Here is a 17,803-nt window from a genome sequence, read left to right as displayed (position 1 = left end):
TCAACTTTGAAACGCGTACTCTTTCAAAGATACTCTGTTCTAAAGGTTTTTTCCGGGCAAGCCGTCTTGCGGAGACCGTCTGTTTTTCCGGTGAGCGGGAATTTCAAGTGTAACAGCGGCCGTCCCGCGTGCGCGGGCGGCGTTCCGGCGGAAGCCGGGAGGGGGGTCAGGGTGCGACTGCTGGAAACATATTTTAATCCCGCCGCCAGGGGCAGCTCCGTCAGAAAGGAGTGTCTGGCCGGGCTGACCAGTTTCATGGCCATGTGCTATCTCATCTTTGTGGTGCCGTCCATGCTGGCCGACGCGGGCATGCCCAAGGATTCCGCCGTGGCCGCCACCATCTGGGTGAGCATTCTGGCGACCCTGCTCATGGGCCTGTGGGCGAAATTTCCGGTGGGCGTGGCGCCGGGCCTGGGCATCACGGCCTTTTTCGCCTACTACATCTGTGGTCCCGCGGGCTATACTTGGCAGACGGGCCTGGGCGCGGTGTTCATTTCCGGCCTGGTGTTTCTGCTGCTCACGGCGACCCGCGTGCGCCAGATGATCATCAATGCCGTGCCCATGGACCTGAAATACGCCATTGTGGTGGGCATCGGCGCGTTCATCGCCTTTATCGGCATGAAAAGCTGCGGCATTGTGGCGGCGGACCCCTCCACTTTCGTGACCCTGGGCAATCTGGGCCAGCCCCAGACCCTGCTGGCCGTGGCCGGGGTCTTTCTGATCGGCGCGCTGATGGCCCTGCGCATTCCCGGCGCCATGATCATCGGCATTCTGGCCATCACCCTGGCGGGCATGCTGCTGGGGGTTTCGCCCGTGCCCAGCGGGGTGATTTTTTCCGGCAAACTGCCCCTGCCCACGGAGACCTTCTTGCAGATGGATCTCAAGGGCGCGCTGCACCACGGCCTGTTTTCCATCATTTTCACCCTGACCATGGTGGACCTGTTCGACAATATGGGCGTGCTCATCGGCCTGGCGCACAAGGCCGGTTTCATGCGCGAGGACGGGCATATTGAAAACCTGGACAAAGCCCTGATCACCGACTCTTTGGCGACCATGTCCAGCGCCCTGCTGGGGGCCACCACGGCCACCAGTTATCTGGAAAGCGCCACGGGCGTGGCCGAGGGCGGCCGCACCGGCCTGACCGCCGTGGTCATTGCCGGGCTGTTCTTCCTCTCGCTGTTCTTCGCGCCCCTGGTGGCCCTGGTACCGTCTTTCGCCACCGCGCCCGTGCTGATCATCGTGGGCGCGCTGATGATGCAGGAAGTGGGGCGCATCCGCTTCGCGGACTTCACCGTGGCCCTGCCCGCCTTTCTGACCATCGTGAGCATGCCCCTGACCTTCAACATCGCCACGGGCTTTGGTTTCGGCTTTGTGAGCTGGGTGGGCATCAAGCTGCTGTCGGGCCGCTTCAAGGACGTCAATCTGATCATGTGCCTGATTGCGCTGTGCTTCGGGATTAACTTTGCCCTGCGCCTGCATTAGGAAACGCTGAGTACTGGTCTTTTTGCCCTCTGCCCGCGTCAGGATCGCCCCGTGCGAAGGTCGAATATGCTTGAATATGCTCCCTTCGCCCAAGGCTCGCCTTTCTTGGCGGAGAACAAAAATCCTCACTACTCAGCGTTTCCTTAACGCTCTGAACATCCATGCCGTGAGGCGACAGCCGGTCGAAAAGGCATTCTTTCTTGGCAGAGGGCAAAATTTCTCGTAGCCTGTGCGGACCTTCGGACAATTTCCGCAAGAGGGGGCAGGATGGTGGAAAAGGGACAGGTCAAACGCGAAATGCTGGGCAGCCGTCTGGGCTTTCTTCTGCTGTCGGCGGGCTGCGCCATCGGCCTCGGCAACGTCTGGCGTTTTCCGTATATCACCGGCGCTTACGGCGGCGCCATTTTTGTGGGCATTTATATTTTCTTTCTCTTCGCCATTCTGCCCGTCATGATCATGGAATTCGCCGTGGGCCGCGCCTCGCGCCGGAACATGGGCCTGGCCCTGCGGGTGCTGGAACCCGCGGGCACGTACTGGCACCGTTTCGGTTGGGTGGCCCTGGTGGGCAGCTATATGCTGATGATGTTCTACACCACGGTGACCGGCTGGATGCTTTCCTACTGCTGGTTCATGGCCTCGGGCGCGTTGTCCGGGCTCACGCCCGAGGGCGTGGGCGGCTTTTTCAAGGCGGCTCTGGGCCGGGTGGATGTGCAGATCATCGGCATGAGTCTGAGCGTGGTTCTGGGCTTCGGCGTCTGCGCCTTGGGCGTGCAGAAGGGCGTGGAGCGCGTGGTCAAGCTGATGATGGTGGGCCTGCTGCTGATTCTGGTGCTTCTGGTGGCCCGCGCGCTGCTGCTGCCCGGCGCGGGCGCGGGCGTGCGCTTCTACCTTGTGCCGGACTGGGGCAAGTTCAGCGAGGTGGGCCTGCTCAACGTCTGCAACGCGGCCATGAACCAGGCATTTTTCGCCCTTTCCGTGGGCATCGGGGCCATGACCATCTTCGGCAGCTACCAGCCCAAGGACCGCTCCCTCACCGGGGAGGCGCTCTGGATCATGGGCCTGGACACCTTTGTGGGCATCATGGCCGGGCTGATCATTTTTCCGGCCTGCTTCGCCTTCGGCGTGGAGCCCGGCGCAGGGCCGGGTCTGGTTTTCGTGACACTGCCCAATATCTTCAATTCCATGGGCGGCGGCCGCCTCTGGGGCACGCTCTTTTTCATCTTTCTGGCTTTCGCCTCCCTGTCCACGGTCATCGCGGTGTTTGAAAACATCATTTCCTACAGCGCCGACGTCTGGGGCATGCCCCGCCGCCGGGCCACGGTGCTGCATGCCGGGGCCATGTGGCTGCTGTCCCTGCCCTGTGCCCTGGGCTTCAACCTGCTGAGCTTCGTGCAGCCCCTGGGCGCGGGCAGCAGCATCCTGGATTTTGAGGATTTTCTGATCAGCAACAACGTCCTGCCCCTGGGCGGTCTGCTTTTTCTGCTGTTCTGCTGCCGGCGGCGCGGCTGGGGCTGGGAGAATTTCCTGACCGAAGTGGACCAGGGGGTAGGCGTCAAGTTTCCGCCCTGGCTGCGCGGCTATCTGACCTGGATACTGCCCGCTCTGATCCTCGTGCTCTTCGCGGTCGGCTATGTGGAGAAGTTCGGGCTCATGGAACATCTGAAATTGTTCTGGGCCACCGCGTACCGGCCCGGTATGGGAGGCTGGATCGTCGGAATCCTGGCGGCCGGGACGTTGCTTTGGCGGCTGCTGGCTAGGCGGCGTTCGCGCCGCTGAGGCCGGAACAAGGCCCGCTTGCCCGCGACGGCGGCTTGCCATCGGAAGAACATCACGGCATACTGCGGACTCCCGTCCGCCGAGAGGCGCATCCCGGAATCCGCCCTGAACAAGGAATCGTTATGAAACCCACCCTGTTGCAACAAAAAGCGCGCCCCAAGAAACCGCTCTGGCGTGAATACGGTGAAGCCTTGCTGGTAGCTCTGGTCCTGGCCCTGGTGATCCGCACCTTTGTGGTGCAGGCCTTCAAGATCCCCTCGGAATCCATGCTTCAGACCCTGCTGGTGGGCGACCATCTGCTGGCCAGCAAATTCGCTTACGGGATCAAAATCCCCTTTACCGACACTTATGTCTACAAGGGCGACGATCCGGCCAGGGGCGACATCGTCATCTTCAAGTACCCCAATGATCCCAGCGTGGACTACATCAAGCGGATCATCGGCGTGCCCGGCGACGTCATCGAGGTGCGCAACAAGCAGCTCTATCGCAACGGCCAGCCCGTAAAGGAATCCTACATCCGCTTTGCGGATCCTGACGGCGTCGAACCCGTTCGGGACAATTACGGGCCGGTCACCGTGCCGCCCAACAAATACTTCGTCATGGGCGACAACCGTGACAATTCGCTGGACTCCCGTTTCTGGGGCTTTGTGGACCGCAGCGCCATCCGGGCCAAGGCCTGGCGCATCTACTGGTCCTGGGGCGGGCTGGACGATATCCGCTGGGGACGTATCGGGCAGCAGATCCACTAGGAGCTGCCTCTAACTTGTCCTTTCGCCCTCTGCCGGCGTCAGGCTCGCCCCGTGCGAAGGTCGGGTTTGAATATACTCCCTCCGCCCAGGACGCGCCTGCCTTGGCAGAGAACGAACATCCTTATTTAGAAACAGCTCCAAGGGCGGATTAACTTCAATGTTACATTGCTCCGGCTCGGCGCTGACGGCGCGGCTATGGTGATTCGCCTGTACAGCGGCGGCCTCGAAGGGGTGGACGCCTTTCCGGTGGAAGTCGAGGTGGATTACGTCCGCCGGGGTCTGCCGGGCTTCAGCCTGGTGGGTCTGGCCGAAACCGAGGTGCGCGAGGCCAGGGACCGCGTCTTTGCCGCGCTCCGAGCCTGCAATTTCCGGCTGCCCCCGGCGCGGATCACGGTCAACCTGGCCCCGGCCGGGCGGCGCAAGGCCGGAACCGGCTACGATCTGCCGCTGGCCGTGGGCCTGCTGGCCGCCGCCGGTCTTATCCCCGTGGACAGGGTGCGGGGCCTGTTCTTCATCGGCGAACTTTCATTGACCGGGGCCCTCAAGCCCGTGCGCGGCGTGCTGCCTCTGGCCATTCTGGCCCGGCGGCGTGAGGCCGCCGGTCTGGTGGCCCCGCCGGACAATGCGGCGGAAGCCGCCGTGGTGCGCGGCCTTCAGGTCTACGCACCGCGCGATCTGGCCCAGTGCGCGGCCTTTCTGGCCGGAGCCGAAGCCCTGGAAGCCCGGCAACCGGGCGCGCCTCCCGCGCAACCGTCCTTTCCTATGCCGGACTTCGCGGAGGTCAAAGGCCAGCAAGCCGCCAAGCGCGCTCTGGAAGTGGCCGCCGCCGGAGGGCACAATCTGCTGCTGATCGGGCCGCCGGGCAGCGGCAAAACCATGCTGGCCCAACGCCTGCCCACCATCCTGCCGCCTCTTTCCTTTGAAGAGGCCCTGGAAGTCACCAAAATCTACAGCGTGGCGGGCCATCTGCCGCCGGACGCGGGCCTGGTGGCCGCGCGTCCTTTCCGCTCGCCGCATCATACGGTTTCGGACGTGGCCTTGGTGGGCGGCGGCAGGCAGTCCCGGCCCGGCGAGGTCAGCCTGGCCCATCGCGGAGTGCTTTTTCTGGACGAGTTGCCGGAATACAACAAGCCCGCCCTGGAGGCGCTGCGACAGCCCCTGGAAGACGGCGTGGTGACCGTGGCCCGCGCGGCCCAGAGCATCACCTATCCGGCGGCCTGCATGCTGGTGGCGGCCATGAATCCCTGCCCCTGCGGCTATCACGGCGATCCTGCGCATGCCTGCACCTGCCGCCCGGAGCAACTGGCCCGCTATCGCAACAAACTCTCAGGTCCGCTGCTGGACCGCATTGATCTGCATGTGGAAGTGCCTGCCGTGCCCTATGCGGATTTGCGCGCCACGGAAGGCGGCGTCTCCTCGGCCGAAATGCGGGCCCGCGTGCTGGCCGCACGCGCCGTGCAGGAAGAGCGTTTCGCCGGGCTCGCGCCGCGCTGCAACGCGGAACTCTCCGGCGGGCTGCTGGAACGGCATTGCGCCCCGGATGCGGCCGGGCACAGCCTGATGGAGGCGGCCATGCGCCGTCTGGGCCTTTCCGCGCGGGCCTACACCCGCGTGCTGCGTCTGGCCCGGACCATTGCGGATCTGGCCGGAGCCGGGCGCATCAGCGCCGAACATCTGGCCGAGGCCGTGGCCCTGCGCGTGCTGGATCGCGGCGGCAGGGCAGACGCATAACCGGCGCAAATGAATTGAACTTACGGCTCCGTAGCGCGAGGCTGCGAGAGCAGCCTCATTAGTTACATGGCATGTGGTTATAAAAGAGCCCCGGCGGGTCAAGGCCGGGGCTCTTTGCGGATAATGCCGAAAATCGTTGTGCGCGCAACAGCGCGCTACTGGCTCATAAAGGCCGACATGGTCACCAGCGTATCCGTTACGGCGGAGTCAAAATGGTTCATGGCCGGACCTGTGTCCGCACCGGCCTTGATGGCCATCTCCAGTTCCAGAGCGGCGGTGGCCAGAGCCTTGGCCCCCAGATTGGCGGCCGCGCCCTTGGTGCTGTGCACCAGCTGGCGGGCGGTTTCCATATCGCCGTTTTTCAGGGCCTGTTCCACCTTGGCCGAGCTGTCCCGCTCCGTCTCAATGAATTTTTGCAGCAGCTTGACGTACAGGTCGCGTTTGTTGAGCACGCGGGCAATGGCTTCCTTCCAATCCAGAACTTCCTCGCTCATGATGTCCTTCTTAGCGTGGTTTGGTGAAAAAACGGATATGCTGTCCGGGAATGATGCCAGCAAGACCGGCCCATGACAAGGTCTTTATGGCGCATCCGCGACCGGGGGCGGGCGCCCCTGTTCAGTAGGTCAGGGCCTCGGGCAGCAGGCAGAAATTGGCAGGCGCGCCCGGCGTCAGGCGTCCCGCCCCGGATCCGCCCAGACCCAGCGCCGCCGCGCCGTTGACCGTGAGCAGGCGCACCAGGGCCTCGGGCGGCACGTCCAGGCTTTCGCGCAGATAGACGGCCTCCTGGCGCACGTCCAGGTCGGTATTGGACGTCAGGCCGTCCGTGCCCAGGCAGAGCAGGCCGCCGCTTTCCATCAGGGCGCGCACCGGCGGCGCGCCCACGCCCAGATTGCGGTTGGAGCGCGGGCAAAGGCAGAGGGCCGTGCCCCCGGCGGCCAGCTCTTCCACTTCCTGGGCATCCAGTTGCGCGCCGTGCACGGCCAGCGCGCCCGGTCCCAGCAGGCCGAGGCCGGCCGCGTATGCTAGTGGCCGTATGCCCGGCGGCCGCCAGCCCTCGGGTAGTACCGTGCCCGCGTAGCAGTCGTACAGGGGACCGTCTCCGCTGGTCAGCAGCTGGGTTTCTTCCGGCGATTCCGCCAGATGAAAGCTGAAAACCGTGTTGTGCCGGGCGCAGTGGTCCCGCGCGGCGCGCAGCACCTCCGGCGCGGTGGAGTACAGGGCATGCCCGGCCGGAGCGCAGCGTCCGGCCAGGGCCGGGTCCGCCGCCAGTTCGTCGCGGCAGCGCGGCGGCCAGGGGCGCTCGCCGTCGATAAAGGGCGGCCCGAAGCCGAACCATTCGCAGAAATGGCTCACCCCCACTCCGGCCTCGCGGCAGGCCCGGTCCACCAGAGCCACGCCGCCCCGCAGGGAACCGGCCACATCCCCTACGTGCAGGGCTCCGGTAGCGGCCAGGCTTTCGCAGGCGCTTTCCGCGGCCGCGGCCACTTCGGCGGCTGTTGACGCGCCCAGCTGGGGAATCATGCTGGCAAGCCAGGCCGTGAAGCCCTTGCCCCAGAGCGTGCGCCCGGCCAGATAGGAAAGCTGGATGTGGGCATGGGCATTGATGCAGGCCGGGACCAGGCAGACCGGCCCCACGTCGCGCACCCGCGCGCCTGCGGGCAGGCGCGCGTTCTTCCAAGGCAGCACGTCTTCCACCAGGCCGTCGCGCACCAGCAGCACGGCGTTGTCGATTTTTTTCAGGGCCGCGAAAAGCCGCGCGCCCCGGGCCGGACTTTCGCCGGTCAGGGGCACAATGGTTCTGGCCCGGATGGCCAGGACGGAGGCGGGCACGGCGGGCCTCGGTCAGCGGCCCCGGCGGGCGAACTGGCCGCCGGAAACGTAAAAGGTGTTTTCCACAATGAAGAGCGCGTGGGAATCAATGGCGTAGACCAGATTTTCCAGGCGCTTGAGCGACACGTTGTTGGTGACGGTGAGCAGAATCTCGCGGTCCGAGCCGGAATAGGCCCCCTTGCCGCGCAGCATGGTCGCGCCGAAACGCTCGGTAACCAGAATGGCCTCGCTGATCTCCTCGCCGTGGTCGGAAATGATCATCACCAGTTTGCGCCGGTTGAACATGCCCAGCACGTATTCCAGGGCATTGGAGGAGATGAACATCATCAGCATGGAGGCCACGATGAGGTCCAGGGAAAGGCGGAAGGCGCCCGTCAGGAACAGCAGGACGTTGAAGATGAAGTTGAACTGGCCGATGGGGATGTTCCAGCGCTCCTTGAGCAGCACCGCGACAATGTCCGTGCCGCCGCCGCTGCCCAGAGTGCGCAGCATGATGCCCCCGGCCGCGCCGTGCAGCACGCCGCCCACCACGGCGGCGTAAACCTCGGTGGAGAGCGGGATCTGGAAGGTGATGAACATGCCGAACACCGTGGTGCAGAGCGTGCCGTAGGCCGTGTAGAGCAGGAAGCGTCGTCCCACGAAGAACCAGCCCCCGATATAGATGGGCAGGCAGATCAGCATGTACCAGAGCAGGGGCGTGAGGGTGCCGGTCCAGTAGGCCACGAGCAGGGCCACGCCCATGACGCCCCCGGCCAGGAAGTCATGGGGCGCGGCCACGCTCTGAATGCAGATGGTCATCAGGAGCGAGCCCAGGGTCATCCAGAGCAGGTTCCACCAGACCGATTCGGCCAGTTTTTGATTGTAGGTATACAGCTTCATGCGTTGCTATTACAGGATGCCCCAGAGCATCTTCAAGGCCACGAGGATCAGAAAAACCGCAAAGCCGCGCTTGAGTTTGGCCGTGGGCAGGGCATGGGACAGCTTGGCCCCCAGGGGCGCGGTGAGATAGCTGGCGGCGGCCAGGCCGAGCAGGGCCCAGAGGTTCACGAAACCCAGGGAAAGGGCGGGCAGGTCGGGCCTGCCCCAGCCGCCGATGATGTAGCCCAGGGTGCCGGCCACGGCAATGGGAAAGCCGATGGCCGCCGAGGTGCCCACGGCATGGTGCAGGGGCACGTTGCAGAAGCTCATGAAGGGCACGGACAGGGTGCCGCCGCCGATGCCCACAAAGCTGGAGACCAGACCGATGACCCCGCCCACTCCGGCGGTGCCCAGCGCGCCGGGCATGTCGCGGCTGGCCGGGGGCCGGTAGTTGGAAAGCATCTGGGCGGAAACCACGAACAGAAAGCAGATGAAGAAGATTTTCAGAAACATGGTGGGCATGTGCGTGGCCACCAGGCCGCCCACGAAGGTGCCCACCAGAATGCCGGGCGTGATGTTGCGGAAAATGTCCCAATGCACGGCCCCGCGCGCGTTATGGGCCCGCGCGCTGGAAATGGAGGTGATCATGATGCTGGCCAGCGAAGTGCCCAGGGCCATCTGCTGGACATACTCGGGCGGCACGCCCTGTCCGGGAAAAATAGCCACCAGCATGGGCACGATGACGATGCCGCCGCCCACGCCCAGCAGTCCGGCCAGAACACCGGCCACCGCGCCACAGCAGAGATAGACCAAGAGAGAAAGGAACATGCAGCGTCTCCTGAAAAAATATAAAAACCTCGACCAAAAACCATTGCCGCCGTGCGGCGTCCCCGCGCGGTAGCGCGCTCATTCTGCCCCGGCTGCCGGACCATATTTTGACGGCCGGGACGCACATATCCACCGCGTTCGCTTTGCCCGCGAGCGTCCGGGGGCTCAACGCCGTGGGGCTTTAGGCTCAGCCCCCGGTCGGCGGCGGGAACGTGCTCCCGCTCGGCGTCAGGCGCGGGCGTCCGCTTTCGCAGCCGTCGGAGCGAAACAACTTTTCAACGTTGCCTCGCTCTATTTCAAAACAATTTCCACCGTGCCCGCGGCCATGCCCTTGAGCGGCGCGAGCATGCCGCGCAGGCCCCCCTCCAGCATCCGGGCCGTAAAGTCGTTGAGGGGCACTTCCCGGCCGTTGACTTTCAGGCTGAGGGAGGGCGGCGTCAGGGCCTGACAGTCCTTGGGAGAGGCTTCACCGGCCAGAATGTCCCTGGTCAGGGCCGCGCAGTTCTCCCGGCCGCACAGGCCGCAGTCCAGCCCGCCTAGCACAAAGGCCCCGGCGTCGGCCACGCGGGCCAGCTCTTCCACGGAATCCTCGTCAAAAGCGGGCAGGGGCGGCAGGCTGACCGGGCCGAAGGTGCCCACGGCCAGTTCCGGAGCGAGCATGGGGGCCTCCAGCACGTCGTGCATACAGAGCACGCGCGGCAGAAAGGTGAGATTCTTGCCGCCCTCCACCAGAACGATGTCCGCCGGGAGCCGGGTGAACAGATCCATGAAGCCCACTTTGCCGCGCCAGAAAATAGCTGCGTCGTCCTCGCCCAGGGCGGCCACGGGGCGGCCGGGCGCGCTGAGCTTGCTGGTGTCGCGGCCCGGCAGGTCCAGGCCGTGGTGGGTGCATTTGATGACGGCGACCTTGCGGCCCAGGCCTTCCAGAGCCGTGGCCAGCAGGCCCGTGAGCGTGGTCTTGCCGGAATTTTTGAAGCCGGTGATGCCGATGGCCCGCATACGCTTCCTCCCGCTGCAGATGCCGTGGACGCGGCAATGATTACGCGCGTTGTTCCGGGCATGCGCGAAGGCGTTCATCCGTTCCTCCGGCGGCGTCGGGCCCGGCCCGGTGGACGCCTGATGGGCGTCCGGCACGCGTCCGTTCCAGCGCCCCGCGCCGTGGGCGCAAGGGCGTGAAAAACTGTTCCAAACCTAGACAAAGCCCTTGGAGGCGTCAACAGACTTTTTCCTTTACAAAGACCCGTCGCGCGTCTAACATTTTTGTCCATGAAGTTGAGTGATGCCTATGCGTCGCGCCGCCCCGGCCGCACGCCGGAGTTTGCGCCGTTGCGGCCTGTCCGCGTGCCGATCTGTCCCCCGTTGGTTCCAGCGGGGCTTTTTTTTAACTTTCAGTCCCTACGCCCATGAATACCGACAACCGCTATCATTGGCCGCACAAGGACTTGCTGGACGTGACCCAGCTGAGCGGAGAAGACGTCCGCCATCTGCTGGATCTGGCCGCCAGCTTTCAGGAAATCAACCGGCGCCCGGTCAAGAAGGTGCCCACCCTCAAGGGCAAGACCGTGGTGCTCTTTTTTGTGGAAAACAGCACCCGCACCAAAACTTCCTTTGACGTGGCGGGCAAGCGCCTGTCCGCCGACACCTATTCCCTGGCCAAGTCCGGCTCCAGCCTGAACAAGGGCGAAAGCCTCAAGGACACGGCCCTGACCCTTCAGGCCATGGGGCCGGACGTCATCGTCATCCGCCATTCCAGCAGCGGCGCGGCGGCCTTCATGGCCGACCTGCTGCCCTGCGGCGTCGTCAACGGCGGCGACGGCTGGCACGCCCATCCCACCCAGGCCCTGCTGGACTGCTTCAGCCTGCGCCAGGTCTGGGGCGACAGCTTTGCCGGGCGCACCCTGCTGATCCTGGGCGACATCGCCCACAGCCGGGTGGCCCGCTCCAATGTGCGTCTGCTGCATCTGCTGGGGGTCAAGGTCCGGCTCTGCGCGCCGCGCACCCTGCTGCCCGCCGGGGTGGAAACCTGGCCGGTGGAGGTCTTTTCCGACCTCAAACGCGCCGTGCGCGACGTGGACGCGGTCATGTGCCTGCGTCTGCAACTGGAGCGCCAGCAGGCGGGCCTGCTGCCCGATCTGGCTGAATACTCGCGGCGTTTCTGCCTGGGCACGGCCCAGCTGGAGCTGGCGCGGCCCGAGGCCAAGGTGCTGCACCCCGGCCCCCTGAACCGGGGCCTGGAAATTTCCCACGAGATTGCCGACGCGCCCGCCAGCTTGGTGCTCGACCAGGTGGCCGCGGGCGTGGCCACGCGCATGGCCGTGCTTTACCTGCTGGCCACGCGCAACGACGGAGGAAACGCATGACGCTCTGCATCAAGAACGCCCGCCACTTGGAGGCCCCAGTGGACCTTCTGGTGGATGGGGACAGGATACTGACCATGACCCCGGCGGGCCATCACGCCGCGCCCGAGGGCTGCGAAATTTTCGACGCGCACGGCCTGGCGCTGATGCCCAGCTTCATCGACGCCCATGTCCATCTGCGCGAACCGGGTTTCGAGTACAAGGAAGACATTGCCTCCGGTCTGGAAGCGGCGGCCCACGGCGGTTTCGGCGCTGTCATGTGCATGGCCAACACCAAGCCGGTCAACGACACGGCGGCCGTGACCCGTTTCATGCTGGAGCGCGCCCGCGAGAGCCATCCGCACGGGCCGCGCCTGCATCCCATCGCGGCGGCCAGCGTGGGCCTCAAGGGCGAGGAAATGGCCCCGCTGGCGGAACTGAGGCAGGCCGGATGCGTGGCCGTGTCCAATGACGGCCGTCCGGTGGAAAATGCGGAACTGCTGCGCCGGATCATGGAATACGCGGCGGATCTGGACCTGATTTTCATCGACCACTGCGAGGACGCCCGCCTGGGCCGGGGCTGGCTGATGAATGAGGGGACCGTGAGCGGCCTGCTGGGCGTCAAGGGCCAGCCGGACGTGGGCGAGGCCGTGCAGATCGCGCGCGACGTCATGCTGGCCGAATATCTGCACCTGCCCGTGCACATCGCCCATGTATCCTCCAGCCTGAGCGTGGACGTCATCGCCTGGGGCAAGGCGCGCGGCGTTCAGGTCAGCGCCGAAACCTGCCCGCACTATCTTCTTTTGGACGAGAGCGCGCTGGAGGGCTACAACACGGCCGCCAAGGTCAGCCCGCCGCTGCGCCGCCCCGAGGACCGCGAGGCCCTGCGCCGGGCCGTGAAGGACGGGACCATCGACATTCTGGTCACGGACCATGCCCCGCACGCGGCCCATGAAAAGGAAGGCACCCTGGACGAAGCCCCCTGCGGGCTCACCGGCCTGGACCTGGCCGTGAGCCTGACCTGGGCCCTGGTGCGCGAGGGCGTGCTGGCCGAGGCCGATCTGCAGCGCCTCTGGTGCCGCCGCCCGGCGGAAATCTTCCGCCTGCCCTGGAACGGCTTCGCGCCCGGCGACCCGGCGGATTTCTTTCTTCTGGACCCGGATGAGGTCTGGACGCCCGGCCCGGAGACCATGTATTCCAAAAGCCGCAACACGCCCTTTCTGGGCCGGAGCCTGCACGGGCGCGTCAAGCACCACTGGCTCGGCGGACAGCGGCTGTTCTGATCGCATCCGGGGCGGATTGCCCTTTGAAGGGCCGCGCTTCTTCAACTGTTCATTCAGCCGGGAAACACGCTTTTTGGCTGGATTCACGCCGCGTCGCGGCGTTGGAGTATTCCCGGGTGAAGTTCCCTAATCTGAATTACGTGAGGTTTCCCCATGTCCATGCTTGATATACTGAGCGACAAGAGCCTGTTCCGTCGGCAATGCCTGATCAACGGCCAATGGTGCGACGCGGACGACAACAGCGTGCTGGCCGTGACCAATCCGGCCAATGAGGAACCGTTGGGCACGGTGCCCAAATGCGGCGCGGCCGAAACCCGCCGGGCTGTCGCGGCGGCTTCCGCCGCCTTTCCGGCCTGGAGCGCGCTGACTCCTTTGCAGCGCGGCGCGTACCTGCGGGCCTGGGAACAGGCCATCAAGGACAATCTGGAGGATCTGGCCAAAATCCTGACTCTGGAAGAAGGCAAACCCCTGGCCGAGGCCAGGGGCGAGATTCTGCAGGGCGCGTCCTATTTCCCCTGGTTCGCCGAGGAATGCCGCCGTGTCTGCGGCGACGTCACCCCGTCGTTTCGTCCGGGCACCCAGGCTCTCACCCGGCATGCGCCCGTGGGCGTGGCCGCGGCCATCACCCCCTGGAATTTCCCCTTCTCCATGTTGCCGCGCAAGGCCGCTCCGGCCCTGGCCGCCGGTTGCACCATCGTGGTCAAGCCCGCGGGCCGCACGCCCTACAGCGCTCTGGCCCTGGCCGAGCTGGGCATGCGCGTGGGCATTCCCGCCGGGGTCATCAATGTGCTGACCGGCGACGCGTCGGCCATCGGCGGCGAAATCGCGGTCAATCCCACGGTGCGCAAGGTCAGCTTCACCGGCTCCACGGAGGTGGGCAAGCAACTGGCCGCCGACTGCGCGCCCACGCTCAAGCGCATGTCCCTGGAACTGGGCGGCAACGCGCCCTTTATGGTCTTTGACGACGCGGACCTGGACAAGGCCCTTGATCTGGCCATGGGCAGCAAATTCCGCAACGCCGGGCAGACCTGCATCTGCGCTAACCGTTTTCTGGTCCAGAGCGGCATCCATGACCGTTTCGTGGACGGGCTCGCCGCACGGGTCAAGGCCCTGCGCGTGGGCAACGGCCTTGACCCGGACACGGACATGGGCCCGCTGATCAACGCCCGCGCCGTGGAACGGGTGGACGCCATGGTCCGCGACGCCGAGGCCAAGGGCGCGCGTCTGCTGGTCGGCGGGCACAGGCATGCGCTGGGCGGCAATTTTTACGAGCCCACCCTGCTCACGGGCCTGAAGCCGGACATGCAGGTTTTCCAAGGCGAAATCTTCGGGCCCGTGGCCGCCGTCATGCCTTTTGTCACGGAAGAGGAAGCCGTGGCCCTGGCCAACGACACCAGCTACGGCCTGGCTTCCTATGTCTGCACGCGGGATCTGGCCAGGACCTGGCGGCTGTTCGGCGCTCTGCAGTACGGCATGGTGGGCGTCAACGACGCGACCCTGGCCGCGGCCGAGACGCCTTTCGGCGGCGTGAAGTACAGCGGTCTGGGCCGTGAGGGCAGCAGCGAGGGCATGCTGGAGTATATGGAGACGCATTATATGTTGCTGGGCGGACTGGCCTAGGGTTTGTTGATACTATGCCTTTTTGCCCGCTCGCTACGTTAGATTTCATCTGCTTTTTCGGTCGAGTACCAAAAGAGTACACTCCCTCAAAGCAGACGTATCTTCCTTGCGGGCGAACAAAAATTCTATAGTGTCAACAGACCCTGGTGTCGCGTCAAGCGACAGATCTCACCAGGAGGAATCGGCCATGCTGATTCGCAATCCCGTGGCCGCCGGGCGTTTTTATCCCGCCGCGCCCGCCGACCTGATCCGGGAAGTGCGAGCCTGCCTTGATGCGGGGGCCGCCATCCGGCGGCCCGGGGTCCAAGACACGTCCGCACCGGCGGAAACTGAGGCCGTGTCCCGTCTCTGGGGCCTGATGTTGCCCCATGCGGGCTACGTCTATTGCGGGCGGGTGCTGGGCACGACCCTGGCGGGCGTGGAGCTGCCGCGCACCCTGGTCGTGCTTTGCCCCAACCACACCGGGCGGGGCCAGGCCTTGGGCGTCTGGCCCGAGGGCGCCTGGCTCACGCCCCTGGCCCCGCTGCCCGTGGATGCGGACCTGGCCGCCGCCCTCATCGAAAGGGGCGACGGCAATGGGGGCTTCGCGGCGGACACGCTTTCCCATCTGGGGGAACACGCCGTTGAAGTTGTGCTGCCCTTTCTGCAGGTGGCGGCGGGCGAGGAAAGGCCCTTGCGCATAACGCCCGTCTGCGTGGGCACGCAGCAGCCGGAAGCCCTGCGCGCGGCCGGGCAGGCCCTGGCCGATGTGCTGGCCGGTTGCCGGTCCAAGGGGCAGGAAGTGGGCGTCATCGTCAGTTCGGATATGAACCATTATGAAGACGAGCGCCGCACAGTGGAAAAGGACGCCCTGGCCCTGGAGCGAGCCTTGGCCTGTGATCCCGAGGGCCTGCTGGCTGTGGCGGCGCGCGAACGTATCAGCATGTGCGGGGCCGGGCCGCTGGCTCTGGCGCTTTTTGCCGCCCGGCAGTTAGGCCGGGCGCGGGCGGAACTCACGGCGCACGACACCTCGGCCACGGCCTCGGGCGATACGGAGCACGTTGTGGGCTATGCCGGTTTACGCCTGTTTTTGCACGAAAAATGACGCCGTCGGGGCCAAGGGGCGCAAACGCAAAGGAAAAGTCGTCTGAGAAATGCGGACGACTTTTTTTAGAGCAGTCTTCAGCCTACCATTGCCATTTTGATCCGTAGCGCTGCGGTCCTTATCAGTACGACCCCTGCGGTGCCTACAGCTAAGGAAACGCCGGCAAGCTCGCCAACGGCCGACGTCTTAGGTTCGGGGGCCGGTAAGGCGTCAACTGGCGCGGGGCCGCGAGTTCTGGGCGGCCTGGCGGGAATGCTGCGGGCGGGAGGCGCGTTGTTTGACGGCCTTGCGGCTCTTGTGCTTTTTGTTTTTGGCGTATTTGCTCTGGGTGCCGTGCTTGGCCTGCTTGCGGGCTTCCGGCTGGGCCTGGGCGTATTGGCGGCCCGCCTCATGGGCTGTTTTGCGGAGATCCAGGCGGTAATTTTCCTGGGGCATCTGGGTTAGGGCGGCGGCCACGGACACGGCCTGGTTGCCGCAGACCTGAAAACCCGCGTCCAGCAGGCGGCAGGCCTCGGTGCCGCGCACGCGCACGTCGGGCGCGCCCAGAATCACGGCCAGCAGGCGTTTGTCCCCCCGGCTGGCCGTAAAGATCAGGTTGTAGCCCGAGGCGTTGACCCAGCCTGTTTTCAGACCGTCCGCGCCGGGATACTGGCCTAGCAGGGGATTTTTGTTCCAGGTGACCCGGCCCTGGTGATTGAGCACATGGGTGTTGTGGAATTTGAGCGCCCAAGGATAGGCCCGCAGATAGGCACGGGCCAGGGTGAGCATGTCGCGGGCCGTGGTGTACTGCCCCTGGGCGGGCAGGCCGTGCGGATTGCGGAACCGGCTGTCGCGCATGCCCAGCGTGCGGGCTTTGACGTTCATCATGTTCACAAAGGCCGGGGCCGAGCCGCCCACAAATTCGGCCACGGCCATGCTGGCGTCGTTGCCGGAGGACACGGCCATGCCCATGAGCAGCTCTTCCAGGGGCACCTGCTCCCGGTTCCTGAGACCCATGCGCGAGCCGCCGGTACGCGCGGCCGCGCGGCTGACGGGCACGACGCTGTCAAAGGCGGCATGCCCGGCGCTGATGTGGTCCAGTGCCAGAAACATGGAAAGCACCTTGGTCAGCGAGGCCGGGGGGATGTGCTCATCGGCGTTCTGTTCGAAGAGGATTGCGTCGTTGTCCAGGTCGTACAGAATGGCCGAACAGACGCCCACAAAACCGTGGGGCGGCACGGCCGGAGCCGCGACTGCCCGGTCCGGCCGGATCTGGGGAGCCGCAAGAGCGAAAAGGAGCAAGAAAAACAACAGATGGGCCGTGGCCCGGAACGGCAGGGGACGGGAAATGCGTGACATGGCAAACCTGTGGTTTTCGCCCGGAGGGACGGGGAGCTGCGGAATTGTTAGACAATGTTTAGATATGCCGTGTCGCCGTCGGGTGCAAGAAAATTTCGCGTTACAGGGAGATTTGACAGGTCGGGCCGGGTGTGCTGTTTTGCCGGGAACGCCGCGCGGCGGGCGCGGGTCGATATTTCCGCCGTCGGGTGGAAGCGTCCCGGCCGCCGGACAGCAGGCGCGTCTCACGCGCCGGAGGAGGTTCCATGCCCACCGTGTTTTCCCATCCCGCGCCCGTGCTGGCCTTGGCGGCGGCCCTGGGCTCCCGCGTCGTTCCCGCGCGTCTGCTGCTTTTCGGCGTGTTCTGCGCCGTTCTTCCGGATCTAGATGTGATCGGCTTCAAGCTGGGTATCCGTTACGCGGATCTGCTGGGGCACAGGGGCTTTTCCCATTCTTTGCTCTTTGCGCTGCTCATGGGGCTGTTCGGCGCTGCCCTGGCCCCCTGGCTGCGCTGTTCCCGCCCGGCGGCCTTCGGCGTGGGCCTGGCGGCTGTGGCCAGCCATATTCTGCTGGATGCCATGACCAACGGCGGGCTGGGCGTGGCCGCGCTGTGGCCCTTGGACAAGGCGCGGTATTTTCTGGACTGGCGGCCCATCCGGGTCTCGCCTCTCAATTTGCGCGTCTTTTTCGGCAGGCAGGGGCTGGAGGTGCTGATCTCGGAGTGGCGCTGGGTCTGGCTGCCCTGCTTGGCGGCGGGCGCCACGGCCTGGCTGTTGCGTCGCGCTCTGACCAACGTCCGGAGGAAGCTCCGCCACTGAGGCGTCTGTCCCTCCGGACGCGCCGGGATTCAGATCCTGGCTTTGCGCCGGTCCGTCTTGCCGGAGTAATACCGCTGCTTGGAAGCATACA

The 17,803-nt window shown here is 65.4% G+C and carries 15 protein-coding genes; 9 read left to right on the top strand and 6 right to left on the bottom strand.

The window, feature by feature from the left end:
* The first annotated feature begins 171 nt into the window (after nucleotides 1-171).
* The 4 genes from HMPREF0326_RS01780 to HMPREF0326_RS01765 all read left to right on the top strand — a co-directional run bounded on the left by HMPREF0326_RS01780 (nucleotide 172) and on the right by HMPREF0326_RS01765 (nucleotide 5,738).
* Nucleotides 172-1,482, top strand: coding sequence for an NCS2 family permease (locus HMPREF0326_RS01780; RefSeq protein WP_008682351.1), 1,311 nt, complete (start codon nucleotides 172-174; stop codon nucleotides 1,480-1,482).
* Nucleotides 1,483-1,749: 267 nt separating this feature from the next.
* Nucleotides 1,750-3,258, top strand: coding sequence for a sodium-dependent transporter (locus HMPREF0326_RS01775; RefSeq protein WP_009303079.1), 1,509 nt, complete (start codon nucleotides 1,750-1,752; stop codon nucleotides 3,256-3,258).
* Nucleotides 3,259-3,380: 122 nt separating this feature from the next.
* A complete protein-coding gene (gene lepB / locus HMPREF0326_RS01770; RefSeq protein ID WP_008682345.1) occupies nucleotides 3,381-4,007 on the top strand; it encodes a signal peptidase I in 627 nt (208 codons plus the stop codon).
* A 195-nt stretch (nucleotides 4,008-4,202) separates the two neighbouring features.
* Nucleotides 4,203-5,738 carry a YifB family Mg chelatase-like AAA ATPase gene (locus tag HMPREF0326_RS01765; RefSeq protein ID WP_008682344.1) on the top strand — a complete coding sequence of 512 codons (1,536 nt, stop codon included), beginning with the start codon at nucleotides 4,203-4,205 and terminating at the stop codon, nucleotides 5,736-5,738.
* A gap of 155 nt (nucleotides 5,739-5,893) precedes the next feature.
* Here HMPREF0326_RS01765 and HMPREF0326_RS01760 read toward each other — a convergent pair whose 3' ends face one another.
* From HMPREF0326_RS01760 to HMPREF0326_RS01740, 5 genes are all read right to left on the bottom strand, one after another.
* Nucleotides 5,894-6,232 (bottom strand): Hpt domain-containing protein, encoded by a 339-nt coding sequence (locus HMPREF0326_RS01760; protein WP_008682342.1) that lies wholly within the window; start codon nucleotides 6,230-6,232, stop codon nucleotides 5,894-5,896.
* 121 nt (nucleotides 6,233-6,353) lie between these two features.
* Nucleotides 6,354-7,568 (bottom strand): amidohydrolase family protein, encoded by a 1,215-nt coding sequence (locus HMPREF0326_RS01755; protein ID WP_020990151.1) that lies wholly within the window; start codon nucleotides 7,566-7,568, stop codon nucleotides 6,354-6,356.
* 12 nt (nucleotides 7,569-7,580) lie between these two features.
* A complete protein-coding gene (locus HMPREF0326_RS01750; RefSeq protein WP_008682335.1) occupies nucleotides 7,581-8,447 on the bottom strand; it encodes a YitT family protein in 867 nt (288 codons plus the stop codon).
* 9 nt (nucleotides 8,448-8,456) lie between these two features.
* Nucleotides 8,457-9,254, bottom strand: a complete 798-nt coding sequence (locus HMPREF0326_RS01745) for a sulfite exporter TauE/SafE family protein (RefSeq protein WP_008682334.1) — start codon at nucleotides 9,252-9,254, stop codon at nucleotides 8,457-8,459.
* A gap of 291 nt (nucleotides 9,255-9,545) precedes the next feature.
* Nucleotides 9,546-10,253 carry a molybdopterin-guanine dinucleotide biosynthesis protein MobB gene (locus HMPREF0326_RS01740; RefSeq protein WP_020990150.1) on the bottom strand — a complete coding sequence of 236 codons (708 nt, stop codon included), beginning with the start codon at nucleotides 10,251-10,253 and terminating at the stop codon, nucleotides 9,546-9,548.
* 404 nt (nucleotides 10,254-10,657) lie between these two features.
* Here HMPREF0326_RS01740 and HMPREF0326_RS01735 point away from each other — a divergent pair, with 404 nt between their 5' ends.
* From HMPREF0326_RS01735 to amrB, 4 genes are all read left to right on the top strand, one after another.
* A complete protein-coding gene (locus HMPREF0326_RS01735) occupies nucleotides 10,658-11,614 on the top strand; it encodes an aspartate carbamoyltransferase catalytic subunit (RefSeq protein WP_008682332.1) in 957 nt (318 codons plus the stop codon).
* Nucleotides 11,611-12,873, top strand: a complete 1,263-nt coding sequence (locus HMPREF0326_RS01730) for a dihydroorotase (RefSeq protein ID WP_008682331.1) — start codon at nucleotides 11,611-11,613, stop codon at nucleotides 12,871-12,873. The genes HMPREF0326_RS01735 and HMPREF0326_RS01730 overlap by 4 nt, the downstream gene beginning before the upstream one ends.
* Before the next feature lie 153 nt (nucleotides 12,874-13,026).
* Nucleotides 13,027-14,493, top strand: a complete 1,467-nt coding sequence (locus tag HMPREF0326_RS01725; protein WP_008682330.1) for an NAD-dependent succinate-semialdehyde dehydrogenase — start codon at nucleotides 13,027-13,029, stop codon at nucleotides 14,491-14,493.
* Between the two features lie 187 nt (nucleotides 14,494-14,680).
* A complete protein-coding gene (amrB, locus tag HMPREF0326_RS01720; protein ID WP_008682329.1) occupies nucleotides 14,681-15,577 on the top strand; it encodes an AmmeMemoRadiSam system protein B in 897 nt (298 codons plus the stop codon).
* 210 nt (nucleotides 15,578-15,787) lie between these two features.
* Here the strand turns inward: amrB and HMPREF0326_RS01715 are convergent, their stop codons facing one another.
* A complete protein-coding gene (locus HMPREF0326_RS01715; protein ID WP_008682328.1) occupies nucleotides 15,788-16,915 on the bottom strand; it encodes a D-alanyl-D-alanine carboxypeptidase family protein in 1,128 nt (375 codons plus the stop codon).
* Between the two features lie 245 nt (nucleotides 16,916-17,160).
* Between HMPREF0326_RS01715 and HMPREF0326_RS01710 the strand changes: the two genes are divergently transcribed.
* Complete coding sequence (locus HMPREF0326_RS01710) at nucleotides 17,161-17,712, top strand: metal-dependent hydrolase (RefSeq protein ID WP_008682327.1); 552 nt, start codon at nucleotides 17,161-17,163, stop codon at nucleotides 17,710-17,712.
* Nucleotides 17,713-17,803: the final 91 nt, after the last annotated feature.

Origin of the sequence: Desulfovibrio sp. 3_1_syn3, from assembly GCF_000145315.2 — a bacterium.
GTDB classification, from domain to species: Bacteria; Desulfobacterota; Desulfovibrionia; order Desulfovibrionales; family Desulfovibrionaceae; genus Desulfovibrio; species Desulfovibrio fairfieldensis.
This window is presented reverse-complemented; position numbering and strand designations above follow the sequence as displayed.